The sequence below is a fragment of the Yoonia sp. JB2-21 genome (assembly GCF_055693545.1).
On sequence record NZ_JBVFUC010000001.1, the window covers coordinates 2,685,892 to 2,701,511 of the forward strand.

Below are 15,620 nucleotides of genomic sequence, written 5' to 3' on the forward strand. Positions count from 1 at the left end.
GGACTGAATCCGTCATTGGGCGTCACTAACGGCGCCCACAATTCTTGATGGTGTGATGTTTTCCAAGACGCTGACCCTATTCATCGAAAAGAGTGCTGGATGCACAATGGCCTTACGCGGGGCAATTGTCGGCATCAATTTCCTTGTCATGATGGGGCTGGCGGCGGGTCTTGGCCTCGATACTTTTGGTCGCCTTGTTTTCTTGTGGGGCATGGCTTTGGTTGCCGGCACCGTTCTGTCCTTGGGCGGACCCCTGATCCTTTTGCGCGGGCTGACGGATGGCCGTGGCATGCGGGTGCGCGATGTCCTTATTGTGACCTTTATTCTGCCCGCCGCAGTTGCTGTCGTGGGATATGGCGCGATGGTCTTGCTTTGGCCGGGGGTCCCATGGTTTGCCGTGCTGCTGGCCGGTTTGGCCGTGAACGCCTTGTCCTGTCTGGCGAGCGTTATGCGGGCCGTTGGCAGCGTGCAATTGTCGATGGCTGCCCGTGACATGGGACCGCCGGTGGCATTGGGTGTCGGTGCACTGAGTGCCCAAGCGGATCATGCGGGCGCGGTCCTGATCATGGCGTCCGGGGCGATGGTGATAATCGGTGCGGCCGCGCTGCTGTGGTGTCGCGGTCTTGGGGCGAAATTGCCCTGTTTTTCATGTCAGGCGCGGCGGCGCTTGGAGGTATCGCTTTGGGGCACGTCTGTCCTGGGCGTTGCCGTCACGCAGATGGACCTCGTTATCGGTGGCATGTTTCTGTCGCCCGAGGCTTTGGGAACTTATGCTGTCCTGCGCCGTGTGGCCAACCTTGTCGCGCTGCCGGTCACGGTGGCCACGTGGGTCAGTGCACCAAAGGTATCGGCGGCTTTCGGGACCGGCCACACCCAAGCACTCCAGTACGCGAGTGTCGTTGGCAGCCGTATTGCCTTGTGGCCCGGGATTATTCTTTTCGCGTTCGGGCTGACGGCCATGCCATTCGTGCATGTCATGCTGCCGGACACGGCAACCGCATTTGTGATCCTGCTGTTTGGTGCCTTGATCCAAGTGTTCTTCGCTTCCGGATATACGGTGGCGACACTTTGCGATCATGCGCACCTTGCGGCGCTTTCCCGTTTGGTCGCGCTGATTAGTTACCTGATCTGTGTGCAGGTGTTTGGTGCGCAACTTGGCGCGACCGTCAATGCCATCACATATACCGCCGCGATGAGCGCAAGCAGCGTGCTGCTGTGGGCGATGCTGAGACAAAAGATCGGGGTTGAGACATCCGCTGTTGCCCTGTGGCAAACAAAGGGGCGGGCATGGAGAACGTCCTGATCATTGTCATGGCGCTATTGTGCACCGCGACACCATTTTGGTTGGGCATCCGCTATGGTGTTGTTGGTCTCGTGTCCCCGATGCATCTGCTCGGGTACTTCTGCCTCTTTGGCTTTTTGGTCAAAGTGGTTGTGTTCACGGTTGTTCCGGAATTTGCCTTCTTTAGCCGGTATGTTGAGACGCCCGGTGCCTTGATGACGGGCACGCTTTATCTGTCCGCTTTTATCTTGGCCGTTTGTCTGGGGTATCGCGTGGCCCTGCGCCCCGTGCGCGCAGATCTTGCGATAGAGGCGGCACGCTGTGTCGCAGCAAACCTATGCAGACATGGCACCTTGTTTGCATTGGCGTTTGGCACAGCGGCACTGACCCTGCTGATCATGCTGCAAGCGCGGGGGGTATCAACCCTGTCGTTGGATGTCTTGTCGCAGTTGAACAACGCAAAGCAGATCAATGTGAACACCGATGGGATCGGGGCAACACTTGCGGGGCTGAAGACACTTTTCGTTGTGCCAAAGTTCGCTTTTGTTTTGCTGCTTGCGCAGGGCCTTGTCCGGCGCAATCCGATTTTGCTGCTGCAGGCGGCGATCCTTGCAGGCCTTGTGGTCTTTATTGCACTGGTGTCCGGTGATCGCTTTGAACTGGTTGAACTTTTGGTCTTTGGCGCGGCCACCCATATGATTTTGGGCGGACAGATGCGGTGGCGTAGCTGGTGCGTTACAATTTTCGCCGCCGCGACCGTTCTGGGGTTGTCCGCTTACATGACGGCCCTGCGCGGCAATGACGCTGGTCTGGTGCATCAGATCGTTGGATCGACATATTTTTTGGATATCAATACGGCAGTCATGGTGACCGACCGCGTCGATACGCGCCTGCTGCTTTGGGGCGAGAGTTACGGTTGGTGGAGTTTTGGCTGGGTCCCGCGTGCAATTTGGATCGACAAGCCAGCGATTGACCTTGGTGTATTCTTCAAACGTGACGTGATGGGCATGATGACAGGCGGCGCGTTCAATGTGACCGGTCCGGGCGAAGCCTACATCAATTTTGGCTGGGCGGGGGCCGCCGTTGGGTGCGTTTTGGGGTGGGCGTATCGACGCGCAGAAGAGGCGCTGCTTGCGTCACAAAACACCTATCGTTTTGGCGCTTTTCTGCTTTATCCGATGCTGCTTTATCCCTTTGTGCAAGCCACATTGCAGTCGTCTTTCAGTGGGTTTGTTGTGGGGGCAGCGGCACAATCGGTTCTGATTGTTGGGATGATCTTCATCTTTGTGCCCCGTTACCGGATCACGTTACCGCCCCGAACAAGCCGGAAAGATATTGTTCATGCTTAGGATCATTTTTTGGGCAGGACGCGCCGTGCGTGGCGCGTATCGCCGGATCACGAATGCCATGGCGACACGGATTTACGGTGCTGCGCTTGCCAATATGGGCACAGGGTCTGTTGTACAGGCCGGTGTCCGTTTTGATGCGCCCGGCACCGTTTCACTTGGCGCGCATTGCCTGATCTGGGACGGTGTGGGCGTAGCGGCCGAAGGCCCGCAGGCCGTTCTTGTTGTTGGTGACCGCGTGCATATCAATCGGGACGTTTTGCTTGATACAACAGGCGGCCTGACGCTTGGCGACAGTGTTTTGATTTCAGAGGGCGCAATGCTCTATACGCATGACCACGGGCTTGATGCGCAGAGCGATCCTCAGTTGAGGCCCAAGCACGTTGGTCGGGGCGCGTGGATCGGTGCGCGCGCAATTATTTTGCCAGGTTGCAGCGTGATTGGCGAAGCTGCTGTTATCGGGGCAGGGGCCGTTGTCACTAAAGATGTGCCAGCAGGTGCAATCGTTGCCGGAAACCCGGCGCGGGTTATTGGCCACCGTGCTCTGGGGCGGGCGGCGGCATGAAAATATTGCATGTTTGCCCATCGTTTTATCCCGCGACCTATTGGGGCGGTCCCATCTGGTCGACCAAGGCCATCTGTGATGGCATCGCAACCCAACCTGATATGACCGTGCGTGTGCTAACGACGGATGCAGCAGGTCCAAGCCCGCACGTCCGCGTCAAACCTGCGGTCCTGCCATATCCTGTCCATTACGCCCGACGCATTGCGGGGCACAGCATCGCACCGGGCCTGTTCGCGCGGTTGCCTGCGGCAGTCGGCTGGGCGGATGTTGTCCACCTTAGCGGCACATATAGCGCGCCAACACTCCCGACACTGGCGGTGGCAAAACTGCTGGGTAAGCCGTTGGTCTGGTCCCCGCGCGGTGCATTGCAGGCGACAGCTGACTGGGCTGACGCGCCGCATTTGCGCGCCAAACATGCGTTTGAACGCGCGGCAAATCTGCTGCGGCCAGCACAGTCTGTCCTGCATGTGACAGCGGTCACCGAAGCGGCGCAGAGTATTGCCCGATTGGCGAATATCACTACCGTCACGATTCCGAACTGCGTTGATATACCGGGCAAAATTATCCGACAGAGACCAACCGGCAGCACATGCAGGTTGGTCTATCTGGGGCGGCTACACCCTAAGAAGGGATTGGACGCGCTGTTTGATGCAACCATGCAGCTTCCCAAGGGTTTTTCGCTTGATGTCTACGGCACGGGCGACGCTGCGTTTACCCACAAGCTTTGCCAGAAGGCAGTGCAGTCGCACGGCCGCATCCGGATGCACGGGCATGTGGAGGGGGCAGCTAAGGCAACGGCTTTTGCCGATGCTGACCTTTTTGTTCTGCCGTCGCATTCAGAAAACTTTGGTATCGCAGTCGCCGAGGCAATGGCCCACGGCTTGCCTGTTCTGACGACAACCGCGACCCCCTGGACGGATGTGGAGCGTTTGGGCTGTGGCCGCTGCATTGATCCTGCGCAGACTGATCTGGCAGAAGAAATCGCAGAGCTGAGCCGGGGTGATCTGACGGTCATGGGTGAGAGGGCCCGCGACTGGATGCGGCGCGATTTTTCCGCTCAAGGCATGGTGACCGCTTTTGCAGCACTTTACCGCGATCTGGTGCGTCGCAAAATGGTGCAGGTGCCCGTATGACTGTCCAAGTCGATGTCACGGCCAATCGCACCCGCCGCAGTTGGAGCAGACGAGAAAACCTCAGCCGGGTTCTCTGGGCGGTGGTTCAGCCCGCCTTTCGGTTTAGCCCCCGTCCTTTCTGGGGGTGGCGGCGGTTTATGCTGCGCAGCTTTGGTGCCAGTATCGGAGCTCAGGTTCAGGTCCATCCGACGGTGAAGGTGACCATGCCGTGGCATCTGTCGATTGATGATCAGGCAGCCATCGGAGATCACGCGATCCTGTATGCGCTGGGTCCCATTCATGTTGGGCCGCGTGCAACAGTATCGCAGTATGCGCATCTGTGCGCCGGCACGCATGACTGGCGTGATCCGGCGCGCCCCTTGCAAAAGCTGCCGATCACTGTCGCGGGTGATGCGTGGATCTGCGCTGAGGCCTTTGTTGGTGCCGGTGTTCAGATCGGGGCAGGGGCAATCCTTGGGGCACGCGGGGTCGCGATGAAAGATCTGCCGCCCGGTTCTATCGGCATCGGCAATCCCATGCAGATCAGGTCACGCGATGACTAAGCTTACGGTGATCATTCTGACAAAGAACGAAACGCGCCACATCACCCGCGCCATTGCATCCGTTCAGGCGATCGCCGACCGGGTAATCGTGGTGGACAGCGGGTCTACTGATGACACCGTCGCACTTGCAAAAGCTGCTGGCGCGCAGGTTTTGCACAATGACTGGGTGAACCATGCTGCGCAGTTCAATTGGGCGCTGGATCAGATCGGTGATGCGCCGGGCTGGGTTCTGCGCCTTGATGCGGATGAGGTTGTGACGGCCGAATTGGCGCGAGAAATCGCGTCAGGGTTGCCGGACGTGGATGGCTGCTACATCGGGCGGCGGATCAGTTTCATGGGGCAGATGATCAGGTATGGTGGCCTGTTTCCCGTTCCGATCATGCGCCTGTTTCGCAATGGGCAGGGGCGTTGCGAAGATCGCTGGATGGATGAGCATATCGTCGTGAATGGCCCGACTGCGCGACTGCGTGGTGAGATCATTGACGATAATCGCAATCCGCTGGGTTGGTGGGTGGCCAAACATAACGATTATGCCAGCCGCGAAGTTGTCGATACTCTCAACCAAGAGTACCGTTTTGCACCTCATCAGGGCGGTCTGCCGGGGCACAGTGGCACGGCTGTGAAGCGCTGGGCAAAACTGCATCTTTATGCGCGCTTGCCTGCGGGGCTTCGGGCCGGGGCTTATTTCTTCTACCGCTATTTTCTGCGCTTTGGGTTTCTGGATGGGGCGCAGGCGCGCTCTTTTCACGTATTGCAGGGGTTTTGGTATCGCTACTTGGTGGACGCGAAACTTGGCGAAGTGCGGCGCTATATTGCGGCAACGGGAGCAGATCCGGTGGTCGCAATAGAAGCTGTACTGGGTATTGCGGTGGGTCAACCTGTCTCTGGCAAAAAGGATCGTGCAGCGTGAAGATATCTGTTGTGACCGCAGTCATGAACGGGCGGGCGACACTGCCTGCAATGTTGGACAGTCTCAAGGCGCAAACGCATGCGGATGTCGAACATGTGGTGCAGGATGGTGTGTCGCGCGATGGTACGTTGGCTTATCTCTTGTCGGAGGGGCATCGGAACATGGTGCTGCGGTCCATGCCTGACAGCGGGATATATGACGCGATCAATCAAGGGATTGCGGGGGCGTCGGGTGACGTTGTGGGGCTTTTGCATGCGGATGATCAATTGGCAGGGCCAGAGGTGCTTTCCTGGGTGGCTGATGCTTTGACTGACCCGCTGATTGACGGGGTTTACGGCGATTTGGAGTATGTCGCCCGTGACGATCCAACCCGCGTGATCCGGCGCTGGCGCGCGGACCGATATAGCGCGGCACATCTTAGACGTGGATGGATGCCCCCGCATCCGACGCTTTATTTGCGGCGCGAGGTTTTTGAACGTGCGGGTGTTTACGACACAAGCTTTCGCATTTCGGGTGACTATGATGCCATGTTGCGCTTTTTGACGGCCGGGCAAGTCCAGCTGGGATATATCCCGCAGGTCATGGTGCAGATGAAAATGGGCGGCGTGAGCAACCGGTCATTGGCGCATATGATCCGCAAAAGCCGCGAAGACTACCGTGCGATCCGGCGTCACGGGGTCGGCGGTTTAGGAACATTGGCAGCGAAAAATTTGTCAAAGCTGCCGCAGTTTGTGGGGCGTGGTCAGGTATAGAAATATTTGGTCAGGTGATAGAAAATTGGCGCGGCGAAGATCACGCTATCGAGTTGATCAACAAAGCCGCCTTGGCCGGGGATCAGATGTGACCAGTCTTTGACACCGCGATCACGCTTGATAGAGGCCACGACCAAGCTGCCGAACATGCCAACCAATGATGCGACGCCTGCCATCGCCATTGCGCCGATCACGCCGAAGGGTGTGATCCAGCTGAGAAGCGCGCCGATCAGCATCGCTGAGCCACAGCCGCAGAGCACGCCTTCCCATGTTTTGGGTGACAGGCCCGGCGCGATCTTTCTGCGCCCAATCCTACGACCAAAGAAGTATTCCAACAGGTCGCTGAGTTGCACGACCATGACCATGAAGGCCACCAGCAGCAGTGACCGGTCGCCATAGCCGTCAATGTCGAGGTTCATCAACGCAGGCACGTGGCTGACGCAGAATACCGCAATCATCAGCGCCCATTGCGTTTCAGCCACGCGCATGAGGAAGCGATCGGGATTGCCGCGCAGCGCTGAGACAATGGGCAAGAGCAGGAAGGCGTAGACGGGGATGAAAATAGCATAAAGCCCGTCCCAGCCGAGCCCGACAAAGACATATTGCAGTGGGAGCACGGCAAAGAACCCAAGCGCGAGGGACAGGTGATCTGCCTGCGCTTTGGTTGTCAGGGTCAAGAACTCGCGCAGGGCCGCAAAAGAAGCGAAGGCGAAGAGCACCATGACCCCGATCCGCCCCATAATCAGCGCAAAGCCCACGAAGGCAACCATGCCCCACCAGCTTTGCACACGGGTCATATAGGTATCGAGGACGGGGTTCACGAACCCCGGTTCTTCGCGCGCGCGCAACACTTCACCCACGAAGGTCAGCGCAATCAGGATGCCAAAACTGCCGATGGTCAGCAGCAGGATGTCGTTCATCGTGTCGGTCATGTCCGCACCTCTGGGCGCTGGGCCAGCAACGCGTCTGAGGCGCGTTTGAGGAAGTCATCTTTGCTTTCGCCTTCGCGCACATGGATCGGTTCACCAAAGGTGACGGTGCAGATCAGGGGCAGAGGGATAATCTCGCCCTTGGGCATAATCTCGGTCAGGTTGGCGACCCATGTGGGGACCAGATCAACATCTGGCCGTGCGACGCCCATGTTGTACAGCCCTGCTTTGAAAGGCAGCAGCGGATCGTCTGTCATGTTGCGGTTGCCTTCGGGAAAGATGATCAGGGATGATCCTTCGTCCAGGGCCGCGATGATCTTGTCCATTGGTTTGTCTTTCACCTCTGGGCGGCGGTCCACCAGCACACAGTTGAACACCTCTGGTCCCACAAAGGCGCGTAGCTTGTTCTTCAACCAATAATCTGCCGCTGCTACCGGGCGCACTGTGCGCCGCATCGCGGGGGGCAGGACCGACCAGATCATCGGCATATCGCCGTTACTGGTGTGATTGGCGAAATAGACGCGTTGGCGCGGGACCGGTTCGATCCCTTTCCAATCGGCGCGCACGGCAGTGATCGCGCGGGCAAAGATACGAATGGATTGCCCAACGATCCGGGCTGCAAACTGACGCAAGAATTTCATGGAACCGACTTTGGCGAAGGGAAGGGCGTTTGAAAAGGGGTGAACCCCGTCCATGTTCAACGGACGGGGTTCGGGTCGTGCGGGTTGGTTAGATTTCGGTGGCGCTGCCAACGTAGTCAGACAGCAGCTTTTCGTTTTTGGCGTCTTCGATCCGCTGAATGCGATCCTCGGACATTTTGTCGTCAAAACGGTATTTGACAAAATTCACCAGAGAGAGCGTCAGCATCAGAACGGCCATACCCCAGAAACCTTTCGTGGCAAGCGGCACCTCGGTCGAGAGCCAGAGCGAGATGCCCAACATACCATAGGCGACACCGACGCCCAGCAGGTTGACGAACATGATCAGGCCGTTGTCAGAGTTCTTGTTAAACATTGGATTTTCCTTTCAAGAGAGGGGAATTGGGTTTGGTTACTTCTTTGTTGACTTCAGGCGGGCAAGCACATCATCCGCTGTAGAGCGTGTCGCATCACCAAAGCCTGCGTCTGACATCCGATCGGCGAGGCTGTCGCCATCCAGATCGCGGTTGATATCGGCAAGGATTTCGGACCGTTCAAACGGGTCGTCCTTACCCAAGACGCGGCTGATCAGCTCCTCGGCTTCTTCGACACTGCCGTTATGCACACCGGTTTTTGTCATCTGCATTTGGATGTTTTGCTCGCGGCGGACAGCACGGGCCTGAATAGCACCTTGTTTGAGATCAATGATCCGGCGATGCCCACTTTCGATGGATGTGCGCAGTCGGATGACTTTTTGCTCTAACCGTTCCAGTGTCTCGGTCCGTACCGTCAGTTCATTTTCCATGTTGGCGATGGCACGGGCGGCTTCTGCAGCCATGTCTTCACGATCATTGTCGAGCGCTTCCTTTGCGCGTTTGGTCAGATCAGCTATGCGGGTTTTCAGTGCCGCATGCTGTTTTTCCTCTGACCGCTGGCGTTGGATCAGACTGGCCAGTGTTGCTTTTGCGGCGCGTAGGCTGCCTTCGCTTTCGCGAATTTTCTGGTCGATCAGTTCGATTGCAAAAGCATCACGAACGCGATCTTCGGCGCGGGCGTTCTGACCGTTGATCAGGGTGGCGAGTGTTCTAAACATCGTTTTCTCCAGTTCAATTCAATGCGTGAACATTGTTCATGAGTTGGATTTAGCGAATCTCTATTTCGTTTGCAAGAAGAAAATGAACATTGTTCAAAAAAATTATGCTGAGACTGCGAATTGCCTGAGAACCAGGGCAATCATCCGATCAATATGTTCCGCTGAGACGCCAGCGCTGGCTTCATCCAGTCCTAAAAGAACGATCCCATGCACGGATGAAAAAAGCGCACGCGTCAAAAGTGCCAACTCTTCTGCATCACGTTCAGGGAAGATTACGGCCAGCGGATCCGAAATATATGCAAAGAGCTGCCCCATTTCGCGCAGATACCAGTCGGGTGCCGCTTCGCCGGGTGCCCGTTCGATATCAAATAGGGCGCGCCAGCTGAGGTGATTTTTTGCGGCAAACCGGTGATAGGCTTGTGCCATCACGACAAGATGTTCGGCCGGATCTTCGGGTGCATCCGCCAAAGCCTCGGTCACATCGGCACCCAGACGGTGAAAGGTGCGGGCATTCACCGCGAGCGCAAGGTCAGTCAGGTCACCAAAGACATTATAGATTGCACCAACAGCGCACCCGGCTTCACTCGCCAGATCGCGTGCGCGTAGGGCGCTAAGGCCTTTGTCCGCGATCGTCCGCTCCGCGATGATGATCAATTTGTCGCGTAATTCCTGCCGCCGTATTTCCGTCTTGGTTGCCATTTGATCCTCTAGCTCAATGAACGCAGTTCAATGATAGGTCAGGTCGTTGTTGATGAAAAGGGATCAGATGCCAGAGGGCCGGCAGTCTGCCTGTCGCAAACCGATTCTTTCGGCTGCCTAGAGGTCGCGGTTTTCATCCAGATAGGTTCTGACACGTTGCAATGCTGGCAACATGTTCAGCACCGCCGCCGCCCCGATGTCATTGACGATCCGCTGCAGAGGTTCTTCCATGGACGCAATTGCGGCACTTTGCTGCGCGCGCCCGGCGTCGGTGAGAAACACAACTTTGCTACGTCCGTCGGTCTCATGTGGTGCGACCCGGATCAGGTCCCGTTTTGCCAGCACCGCAAGCGTGTGTGTCATTGTCGTCTTGGGTACCTGAAACGCGCTTGCAATGGACAGTGGGGTCTTGCCGTCGCCAAGTCTGACAAGGTGATTGAGAACCGAGAAGTGCGAGATATGCAGACCATCGGGGAGGCGGGCTTGGAAAACAGTGCTGCTTAACTGATGAATGATCCCAATCTCGTTGAAGAACTGGAACAGCAGCTTGTTTTCGTCGCCCATATCATCCCTCATACAAGTTTTGCCTCCAGCGGCCAGCGGGGGCTGCGTCCGACTTCGATACCATAACCCAGACGGCACAGCATTTGCACGGTCTCGCCTTCTATCGCAAGCATCTGGTGTACTTGCGCATAGTGGTCAGCCATTTCGGGATATTCCTGCAAGGCCTGGCTGAGTGGTTGCATCCCAAGACCAAGCGCTGTCGCCGCAAGATTGAGCCGGACCCAGTCCCGACCGGCATTGATCTGATCTATACGCGTGTTCCCGGCTGTCGTTTGCCATAGATGACCCATAGCCGTTTGTGCGTTTTCCACGACGGCGATCTTGCCCTGCTCGAACATGACAGATGACGTGTCCAACGTGCCGTCGCGCGTCATCAGGCCGAATGCACCCAGCGTTTCAAACATGGGACCGGAGAAATCGATGCCGTCAGGGTTTGCCTCAATTTCGGATTTTCCGATGCGGAACAGGTCGACGCTTTCCTTAAATGTCCGCGGCGTGTCGATCTCGACGATCAATGCTTCGGTTGTGAGTTCGCGCAACGCCGCAATGCTCTGGGATGAAGTATCGCCCGCCACACGGCTCCCGTGAGCGGCGGCATTTGCGATCGTCGAGATGGCGTCGGCGGGAACGGTGCGTGTGAGATCAAAGGGCTCTTTGTTCGACCGGCGTTGCATGACGTGGGCGAACAACGGGTCCTTGGCTATGCTGGGATCTTGCCGGAAAGTTGCGACAGCGACGGGGCGATCATCAAGGGCAGTCAGGTCGGCGCCTTGGGGAAATAGGTCCAGATCAACCGCAAACCCATCCTCTGCCGCGGCCATGACCATCATCTCAAGAAAGCAGCCCAAGCCGATGGTGATTTGCCGGTTCAACGGATCGGTGTGTGGCAAAAGCCGGTCTGTGTCGACGGTGAGGACGACCTGATCAGGTGATGAAAGATCAGCCAGCCAAGGCTGACGATTGTGCGGGTTGGGTGCCAGGATTGCATAAGACAAAGCGCGTTTGCGCGGTTCATCATATAGAACGCCTGCCTGATCCCAAGGCACCAATGCTGCAGTAGGTGTTCGGCTGGCGATTGTTCCAACGGTTGCTGTGGCCGCGACGATGATGCCGCCACCCGTGAGGGCGATAAACTTGCGTCTGTTCATCGGTTTGCTCCATATAATTCGATATCGCACTATATAGTACGATATCGAATTATAATCAAGTCCTGAAAATCACTTGCGGAAAGTTGGCGGCGGAAATGCTTGGAAAGCGGACATCGCAAAGAGACGTCAAAATGACCTAACGCGATCTTGCACGTCGCCATGTTTCGGCCAAAGCTGCACGCGTGGATCATCGGTTCGGCTCCGCGCCGAGTGTCACTGTTCGAAACGCCACCGCCAAGGGAGGTACCCAATGATGCAAGCGCCAGAAAAATCCAGCTATGACGTCGTTATTATTGGCGGCGCGATGTTTGGGTCTTCGGTGGCATGGTTCCTGACCGATAACCCCGCATTTAATGGCTCTATTCTGGTGGTAGAACGCGACCCGACCTATGCGTTCGCCTCAACCTCACATACCAATTCCTGCATGCGTCAGCAGTTCAGCGCGGCGATTAATGTGAAAGTGTCACAGTTCGCGGCCGATTTTGTAAAGAACTTCCGCGCTTACATGGGCGACGACGAACGGGTGCCGCATCCACGCTTGCAAAGCTATGGCTATATGTACCTTGCGGACAACGAAGATTTTGCAAACACCTTGCGTGAAAGTCAGAAGGTCCAGGCTGCTTGCGGCGCGGGTACAAAACACATGACGCCAGATGAAATCGCGGCGGCCTATCCGTTCTACAACTTAGATGACATTGTCGCAGCCAACCACAATCTGGTGGATGAAGGGTATTTTGACGGCAATACGCTGTTTGACTGGTGGAAGCGGTCCGCGCGCGAACGTGGGGTCGCGTATCTGACAAACGAAGTTGTCGCAATGAACCGGAATGCGGCGGGGACGAAGGTTGAAAGCATCACTCTGAAGTCAGGAGAAGTGATCAACTGCGGGACTGTCGTCAATGCCTCTGGGCCGCGCGCCGCACTGACATCGCGCATGGCGGGGATCGACATCCCGGTCGAGCCGCGAAAACGCTACACTTTCATATTTGAAGCGGAAAAACCGTTGGACCGCGATCTCCCGCTGACGATTGATCCGTCCGGCGTTCACATGCGCACTGATGGCACTTACTATCTGGCGGGATGTCCGCCTGATGATGACCCTGCGGTTGAGTATGATGACTTTGTCCAAGACCACAGCATCTGGGAAAATAAGGTCTGGCCCGTGTTGGCCGCCCGGATCCCACAATTCGAAGCGATCAAGTTGCGCAACTCATGGGCGGGGCACTATGCCTACAACACCTTTGATCAGAACGCGATTTTGGGGCGACACACATTGGTCCAGAATTTCATTTTCGTGAATGGATTTTCCGGGCATGGTTTCCAGCAATCGCCAGCCATGGGGCGCGGTACCGCAGAATTGATTGCTTACGGTGAATATCGCGCGCTTGATCTGAGCCCGTTCAACTATGACCGGATCGAACGAAACGAGACATTTGTCGAAAAGGCCGTGATATGATGATGCCAGAGAACCCATTCCTTGCGGCAATTCGCGAAGGACGCCAGCAAATCGGGCTGTGGGTCAGTATGGTCAGCAACTATTCCGCCGAGGTGGTGGCGAGTGCGGGCTACGACTGGCTTTTGTTTGATATGGAGCATGCGCCCAGTGATATGGGCACTGTTCTAGGTCAGTTGCAGGCGATTGCCCCGCATGGGGCGACGGCCATTGTGCGTCCGCCGTGGAATGACACGGTTATGGTCAAGCGATTGCTTGATGTTGGTGCACCCGGTCTGTTGTTCCCGATGGTGCAATCCGTCGAAGAGGCGCAAGCGGCGGTCGCAGCATGCCGCTACCCGCCAAATGGCGTGCGTGGTGTCGCAGGGGCAATCCGGGCAAATAACTTTGGGCGGATCGGCGACTATTACGCAAAAGCCGATGATGAAACCGCTGTTCTGGTGCAGGTAGAAACCCGCATCGCTGTGGCCCAAGCAACAGAGATCGGGCAGGTGGATGGCGTCGATGGCGTTTTCTTTGGCCCTGCGGATATCGCCGCGGACATGGGCCTATTGGGCAAACATATGTCTGCTGACGTCTGGGATTTGATCCTGCCTGCGGCGCGCAAGCTGATGGATGCGGGCATACCCGTTGGCACGCTGGTCACGGATCCCACATTTGCAACAAAGCTTCTTGCCGAAGGATTTACCTTTGTTGCCTGTGGAACTGATACAAATCTATTGGCCAAGGGAGCTGACGCTCTGCTCGCGCAGATGCGTGCAGCCACAGAAAAGGGAAATACATGAAAAAATTGGTGCTGACGGGGGCCGCGGGCCGCCTTGGGTCTTATCTGCGTGAACCACTGACAAAGCTGTGCGAGACGCTGGTCTCGACAGATCAGGCGGATGATCTTGGGACGCTTTATCCGGGCGAGAGTTACGTGCAGGCGGATCTCGCCCAGCTTGACGCGATGATGGACGTGATCAAGGGCGCCGATATGGTGATCCATTTTGGGGCGATCGGTGACGAGGCCCCATGGGATGATATCCTGCAATCCAACATCATCGGTGCCTACAATATTTGGGAAGCCGCGTACCGTCACGGCGTGAAACGGGTGGTTTATGCCAGTTCGGTGCATGCGGTTGGCATGCACAAGAAGACCGACACGATTGGTCTGGACGTGCCGCACCGACCCGACACCTACTATGGTCTGGCCAAGTGTTTTTGCGAAGACCTCGCAAGCCTCTACTGGGACAAGCGCGGCGTTGAGGCGGTGTGTCTGCGCATCTTTTCGTGCGCACAGGCCACCAACGCCCGCAGCATCGGCACGTGGCTGTCATACGACGACCTGATCCATCTGGTGGAACGATCCATTGACAGCCCGGTGGTGGGGTTCACGACGATCTACGGTATTTCGAACAATGACCGCGCTGTCGTCGACAATAGCAAGGCGAGGCATTTGGGCTATCGGCCAAAGGACAATGCTGAGGTTTTTGCCAAAGAGGTATTCGCAGACACGCCGCCGCTGGATAACAAGGACCTTGCCAACCTGTGCATTGGCGGACCTTTTGCGACGGTGGAACTTGGAAATTCCGGCGTGGCGGCGTTGGGCGTCGTTGATGACCGCAAGGAGACATAACTGGCGACATCGCCCATCTGGTCGGTATTTGGACGGCGATCCTGTCAGGATGCTTTGCCCTGATGCGCCACCCACATGCCCGCAAGGATAAGCGCGACGCCTAAGACACGGGCCCAAAGCTGACCCGGTGCGCCCAGAGCAACATCCAGCAGCACCCCGAAAACCATCTGTCCGGCAATAATCAGCAATGCGGTTTGTGCCGCACCGATGCGTGCAATCAGCCAACTGCCTGCTGCAATAAAGATCACACCGACCGGTCCACCCAGATAGGCCCACCAGGGTGAATCCCCCGGTGATCCAGCGAAGAGACCACCGGCCAGCAGGGCCACTGCGGTGATGAAGCCAAGCCCGACGATATGGTTCCAGAACGAGGATTCCATCGCAGAGGTCGACAGCGCCAAACGGCCGTTGATCTGGCGGCTTAGCGACACCAGAACACCAGCAAAGATCGCAAGGCACGCAAACCAGATCATGGCGAGCTGCCAAAGAAAATCAGGATCAGGCTACCAGCGATGATCAGCGCCAATGCAACAAAATCCCGGGCGACAGGTGTGCGTTGTGGCAGCCCAAAAAGCCCGCGCATATCGGCAAACAGGCTAAAGACCATCTGCCCCGCCAGCCCCAACGCGATCGTGCCGGATAGGGCCAGCGCCGAATTCAGGGTCGCAGAGGTCAGCATCACGGTGACCGCACCCGAAACACCACCCAAATAGACCCACAGCGGCGGGCGCTCCGTCACCGCACGTTTGGGGCGTAGGATCGCCAGAAACAAGAGGGCGGCGATGGTGCCTGTCAGATGCGGCACCCATGATGCAAAGAAGAGCGAGCCATGTGCCGCCAATGTGCCGTTGAACAGCACCATCAGGGACAATAAGCCGCCCGCGCCAAAAGCAGCTGCGAAATGAATCAGATGTGGTGGGTGCGCAGAAGGGGCCATGCCCCGCTTGT

General features: G+C 57.1%; 19 protein-coding genes. 10 read left to right on the forward strand and 9 right to left on the reverse strand.

Annotated features, from left to right (window positions below; all coding sequences use genetic code 11):
* Window positions 1-55 precede the first annotated feature (55 nt).
* Genes ACZ1G5_RS13475 through ACZ1G5_RS13505 form a run of 7 tightly spaced genes read left to right on the forward strand, consistent with a single transcriptional unit; the run spans window position 56 to window position 6,530 of the window.
* The gene (locus ACZ1G5_RS13475) at window positions 56-1,303 is read left to right on the forward strand and encodes a lipopolysaccharide biosynthesis protein (protein ID WP_472733328.1); all 1,248 of its coding nucleotides are present in this window, start codon (window positions 56-58) and stop codon (window positions 1,301-1,303) included.
* Window positions 1,288-2,631 (forward strand): oligosaccharide repeat unit polymerase, encoded by a 1,344-nt coding sequence (locus tag ACZ1G5_RS13480; RefSeq protein WP_472733329.1) that lies wholly within the window; start codon window positions 1,288-1,290, stop codon window positions 2,629-2,631. The genes ACZ1G5_RS13475 and ACZ1G5_RS13480 overlap by 16 nt, the downstream gene beginning before the upstream one ends.
* On the forward strand, window positions 2,624-3,193 hold the full coding sequence (locus ACZ1G5_RS13485) for an acyltransferase (RefSeq protein WP_472733330.1): 570 nt from the start codon (window positions 2,624-2,626) through the stop codon (window positions 3,191-3,193). Before ACZ1G5_RS13480 ends, ACZ1G5_RS13485 begins: the two co-directional genes overlap by 8 nt.
* On the forward strand, window positions 3,190-4,326 hold the full coding sequence (locus tag ACZ1G5_RS13490; RefSeq protein ID WP_472733331.1) for a glycosyltransferase: 1,137 nt from the start codon (window positions 3,190-3,192) through the stop codon (window positions 4,324-4,326). The genes ACZ1G5_RS13485 and ACZ1G5_RS13490 overlap by 4 nt, the downstream gene beginning before the upstream one ends.
* Window positions 4,323-4,868 carry an LbetaH domain-containing protein gene (locus tag ACZ1G5_RS13495; RefSeq protein WP_472733332.1) on the forward strand — a complete coding sequence of 182 codons (546 nt, stop codon included), beginning with the start codon at window positions 4,323-4,325 and terminating at the stop codon, window positions 4,866-4,868. Before ACZ1G5_RS13490 ends, ACZ1G5_RS13495 begins: the two co-directional genes overlap by 4 nt.
* Entirely contained in the window at window positions 4,861-5,778 is a 918-nt protein-coding gene (locus ACZ1G5_RS13500; RefSeq protein ID WP_472733333.1) for a glycosyltransferase family 2 protein, read from the forward strand. The genes ACZ1G5_RS13495 and ACZ1G5_RS13500 overlap by 8 nt, the downstream gene beginning before the upstream one ends.
* Complete coding sequence (locus ACZ1G5_RS13505) at window positions 5,775-6,530, forward strand: glycosyltransferase family 2 protein (protein WP_472733334.1); 756 nt, start codon at window positions 5,775-5,777, stop codon at window positions 6,528-6,530. The genes ACZ1G5_RS13500 and ACZ1G5_RS13505 overlap by 4 nt, the downstream gene beginning before the upstream one ends.
* Here ACZ1G5_RS13505 and ACZ1G5_RS13510 read toward each other — a convergent pair.
* From ACZ1G5_RS13510 to ACZ1G5_RS13540, 7 genes are all read right to left on the reverse strand, one after another.
* On the reverse strand, window positions 6,521-7,462 hold the full coding sequence (locus ACZ1G5_RS13510; protein ID WP_472733335.1) for a phosphatidate cytidylyltransferase: 942 nt from the start codon (window positions 7,460-7,462) through the stop codon (window positions 6,521-6,523). The two genes, ACZ1G5_RS13505 and ACZ1G5_RS13510, sit on opposite strands and share 10 nt — an antisense overlap.
* Entirely contained in the window at window positions 7,459-8,100 is a 642-nt protein-coding gene (locus tag ACZ1G5_RS13515; protein WP_472733336.1) for a lysophospholipid acyltransferase family protein, read from the reverse strand. Before ACZ1G5_RS13515 ends, ACZ1G5_RS13510 begins: the two co-directional genes overlap by 4 nt.
* Window positions 8,101-8,188: 88 nt before the next feature.
* Complete coding sequence (locus ACZ1G5_RS13520) at window positions 8,189-8,473, reverse strand: YiaA/YiaB family inner membrane protein (RefSeq protein WP_472733337.1); 285 nt, start codon at window positions 8,471-8,473, stop codon at window positions 8,189-8,191.
* A gap of 36 nt (window positions 8,474-8,509) precedes the next feature.
* Window positions 8,510-9,190 (reverse strand): PspA/IM30 family protein, encoded by a 681-nt coding sequence (locus ACZ1G5_RS13525; RefSeq protein WP_472733338.1) that lies wholly within the window; start codon window positions 9,188-9,190, stop codon window positions 8,510-8,512.
* Between the two features lie 102 nt (window positions 9,191-9,292).
* A complete protein-coding gene (locus ACZ1G5_RS13530) occupies window positions 9,293-9,889 on the reverse strand; it encodes a TetR/AcrR family transcriptional regulator (protein ID WP_472733339.1) in 597 nt (198 codons plus the stop codon).
* A gap of 117 nt (window positions 9,890-10,006) precedes the next feature.
* Complete coding sequence (locus ACZ1G5_RS13535) at window positions 10,007-10,453, reverse strand: MarR family winged helix-turn-helix transcriptional regulator (RefSeq protein ID WP_472733340.1); 447 nt, start codon at window positions 10,451-10,453, stop codon at window positions 10,007-10,009.
* An 8-nt stretch (window positions 10,454-10,461) separates the two neighbouring features.
* Window positions 10,462-11,601: an Acg family FMN-binding oxidoreductase gene (locus tag ACZ1G5_RS13540; RefSeq protein WP_472733341.1), complete on the reverse strand. Its 1,140-nt coding sequence runs from the start codon at window positions 11,599-11,601 to the stop codon at window positions 10,462-10,464.
* 253 nt (window positions 11,602-11,854) lie between these two features.
* On the opposite strand from ACZ1G5_RS13540, the gene ACZ1G5_RS13545 reads away from it, so the two are divergent.
* Genes ACZ1G5_RS13545 through ACZ1G5_RS13555 form a run of 3 tightly spaced genes read left to right on the forward strand, consistent with a single transcriptional unit; the run spans window position 11,855 to window position 14,672 of the window.
* Window positions 11,855-13,057: an NAD(P)/FAD-dependent oxidoreductase gene (locus tag ACZ1G5_RS13545; RefSeq protein ID WP_472734338.1), complete on the forward strand. Its 1,203-nt coding sequence runs from the start codon at window positions 11,855-11,857 to the stop codon at window positions 13,055-13,057.
* Complete coding sequence (locus ACZ1G5_RS13550; protein ID WP_472733342.1) at window positions 13,054-13,839, forward strand: HpcH/HpaI aldolase family protein; 786 nt, start codon at window positions 13,054-13,056, stop codon at window positions 13,837-13,839. The genes ACZ1G5_RS13545 and ACZ1G5_RS13550 overlap by 4 nt, the downstream gene beginning before the upstream one ends.
* Window positions 13,836-14,672, forward strand: coding sequence for an NAD-dependent epimerase/dehydratase family protein (locus ACZ1G5_RS13555; RefSeq protein ID WP_472733343.1), 837 nt, complete (start codon window positions 13,836-13,838; stop codon window positions 14,670-14,672). Before ACZ1G5_RS13550 ends, ACZ1G5_RS13555 begins: the two co-directional genes overlap by 4 nt.
* Window positions 14,673-14,716: 44 nt before the next feature.
* Here ACZ1G5_RS13555 and ACZ1G5_RS13560 read toward each other — a convergent pair whose 3' ends face one another.
* Window positions 14,717-15,145 carry a DMT family transporter gene (locus ACZ1G5_RS13560; RefSeq protein ID WP_472733344.1) on the reverse strand — a complete coding sequence of 143 codons (429 nt, stop codon included), beginning with the start codon at window positions 15,143-15,145 and terminating at the stop codon, window positions 14,717-14,719.
* Window positions 15,142-15,609, reverse strand: a complete 468-nt coding sequence (locus ACZ1G5_RS13565) for a DMT family transporter (RefSeq protein WP_472733345.1) — start codon at window positions 15,607-15,609, stop codon at window positions 15,142-15,144. The genes ACZ1G5_RS13560 and ACZ1G5_RS13565 overlap by 4 nt, the downstream gene beginning before the upstream one ends.
* Between the last annotated feature and the right edge of the window lie 11 nt (window positions 15,610-15,620).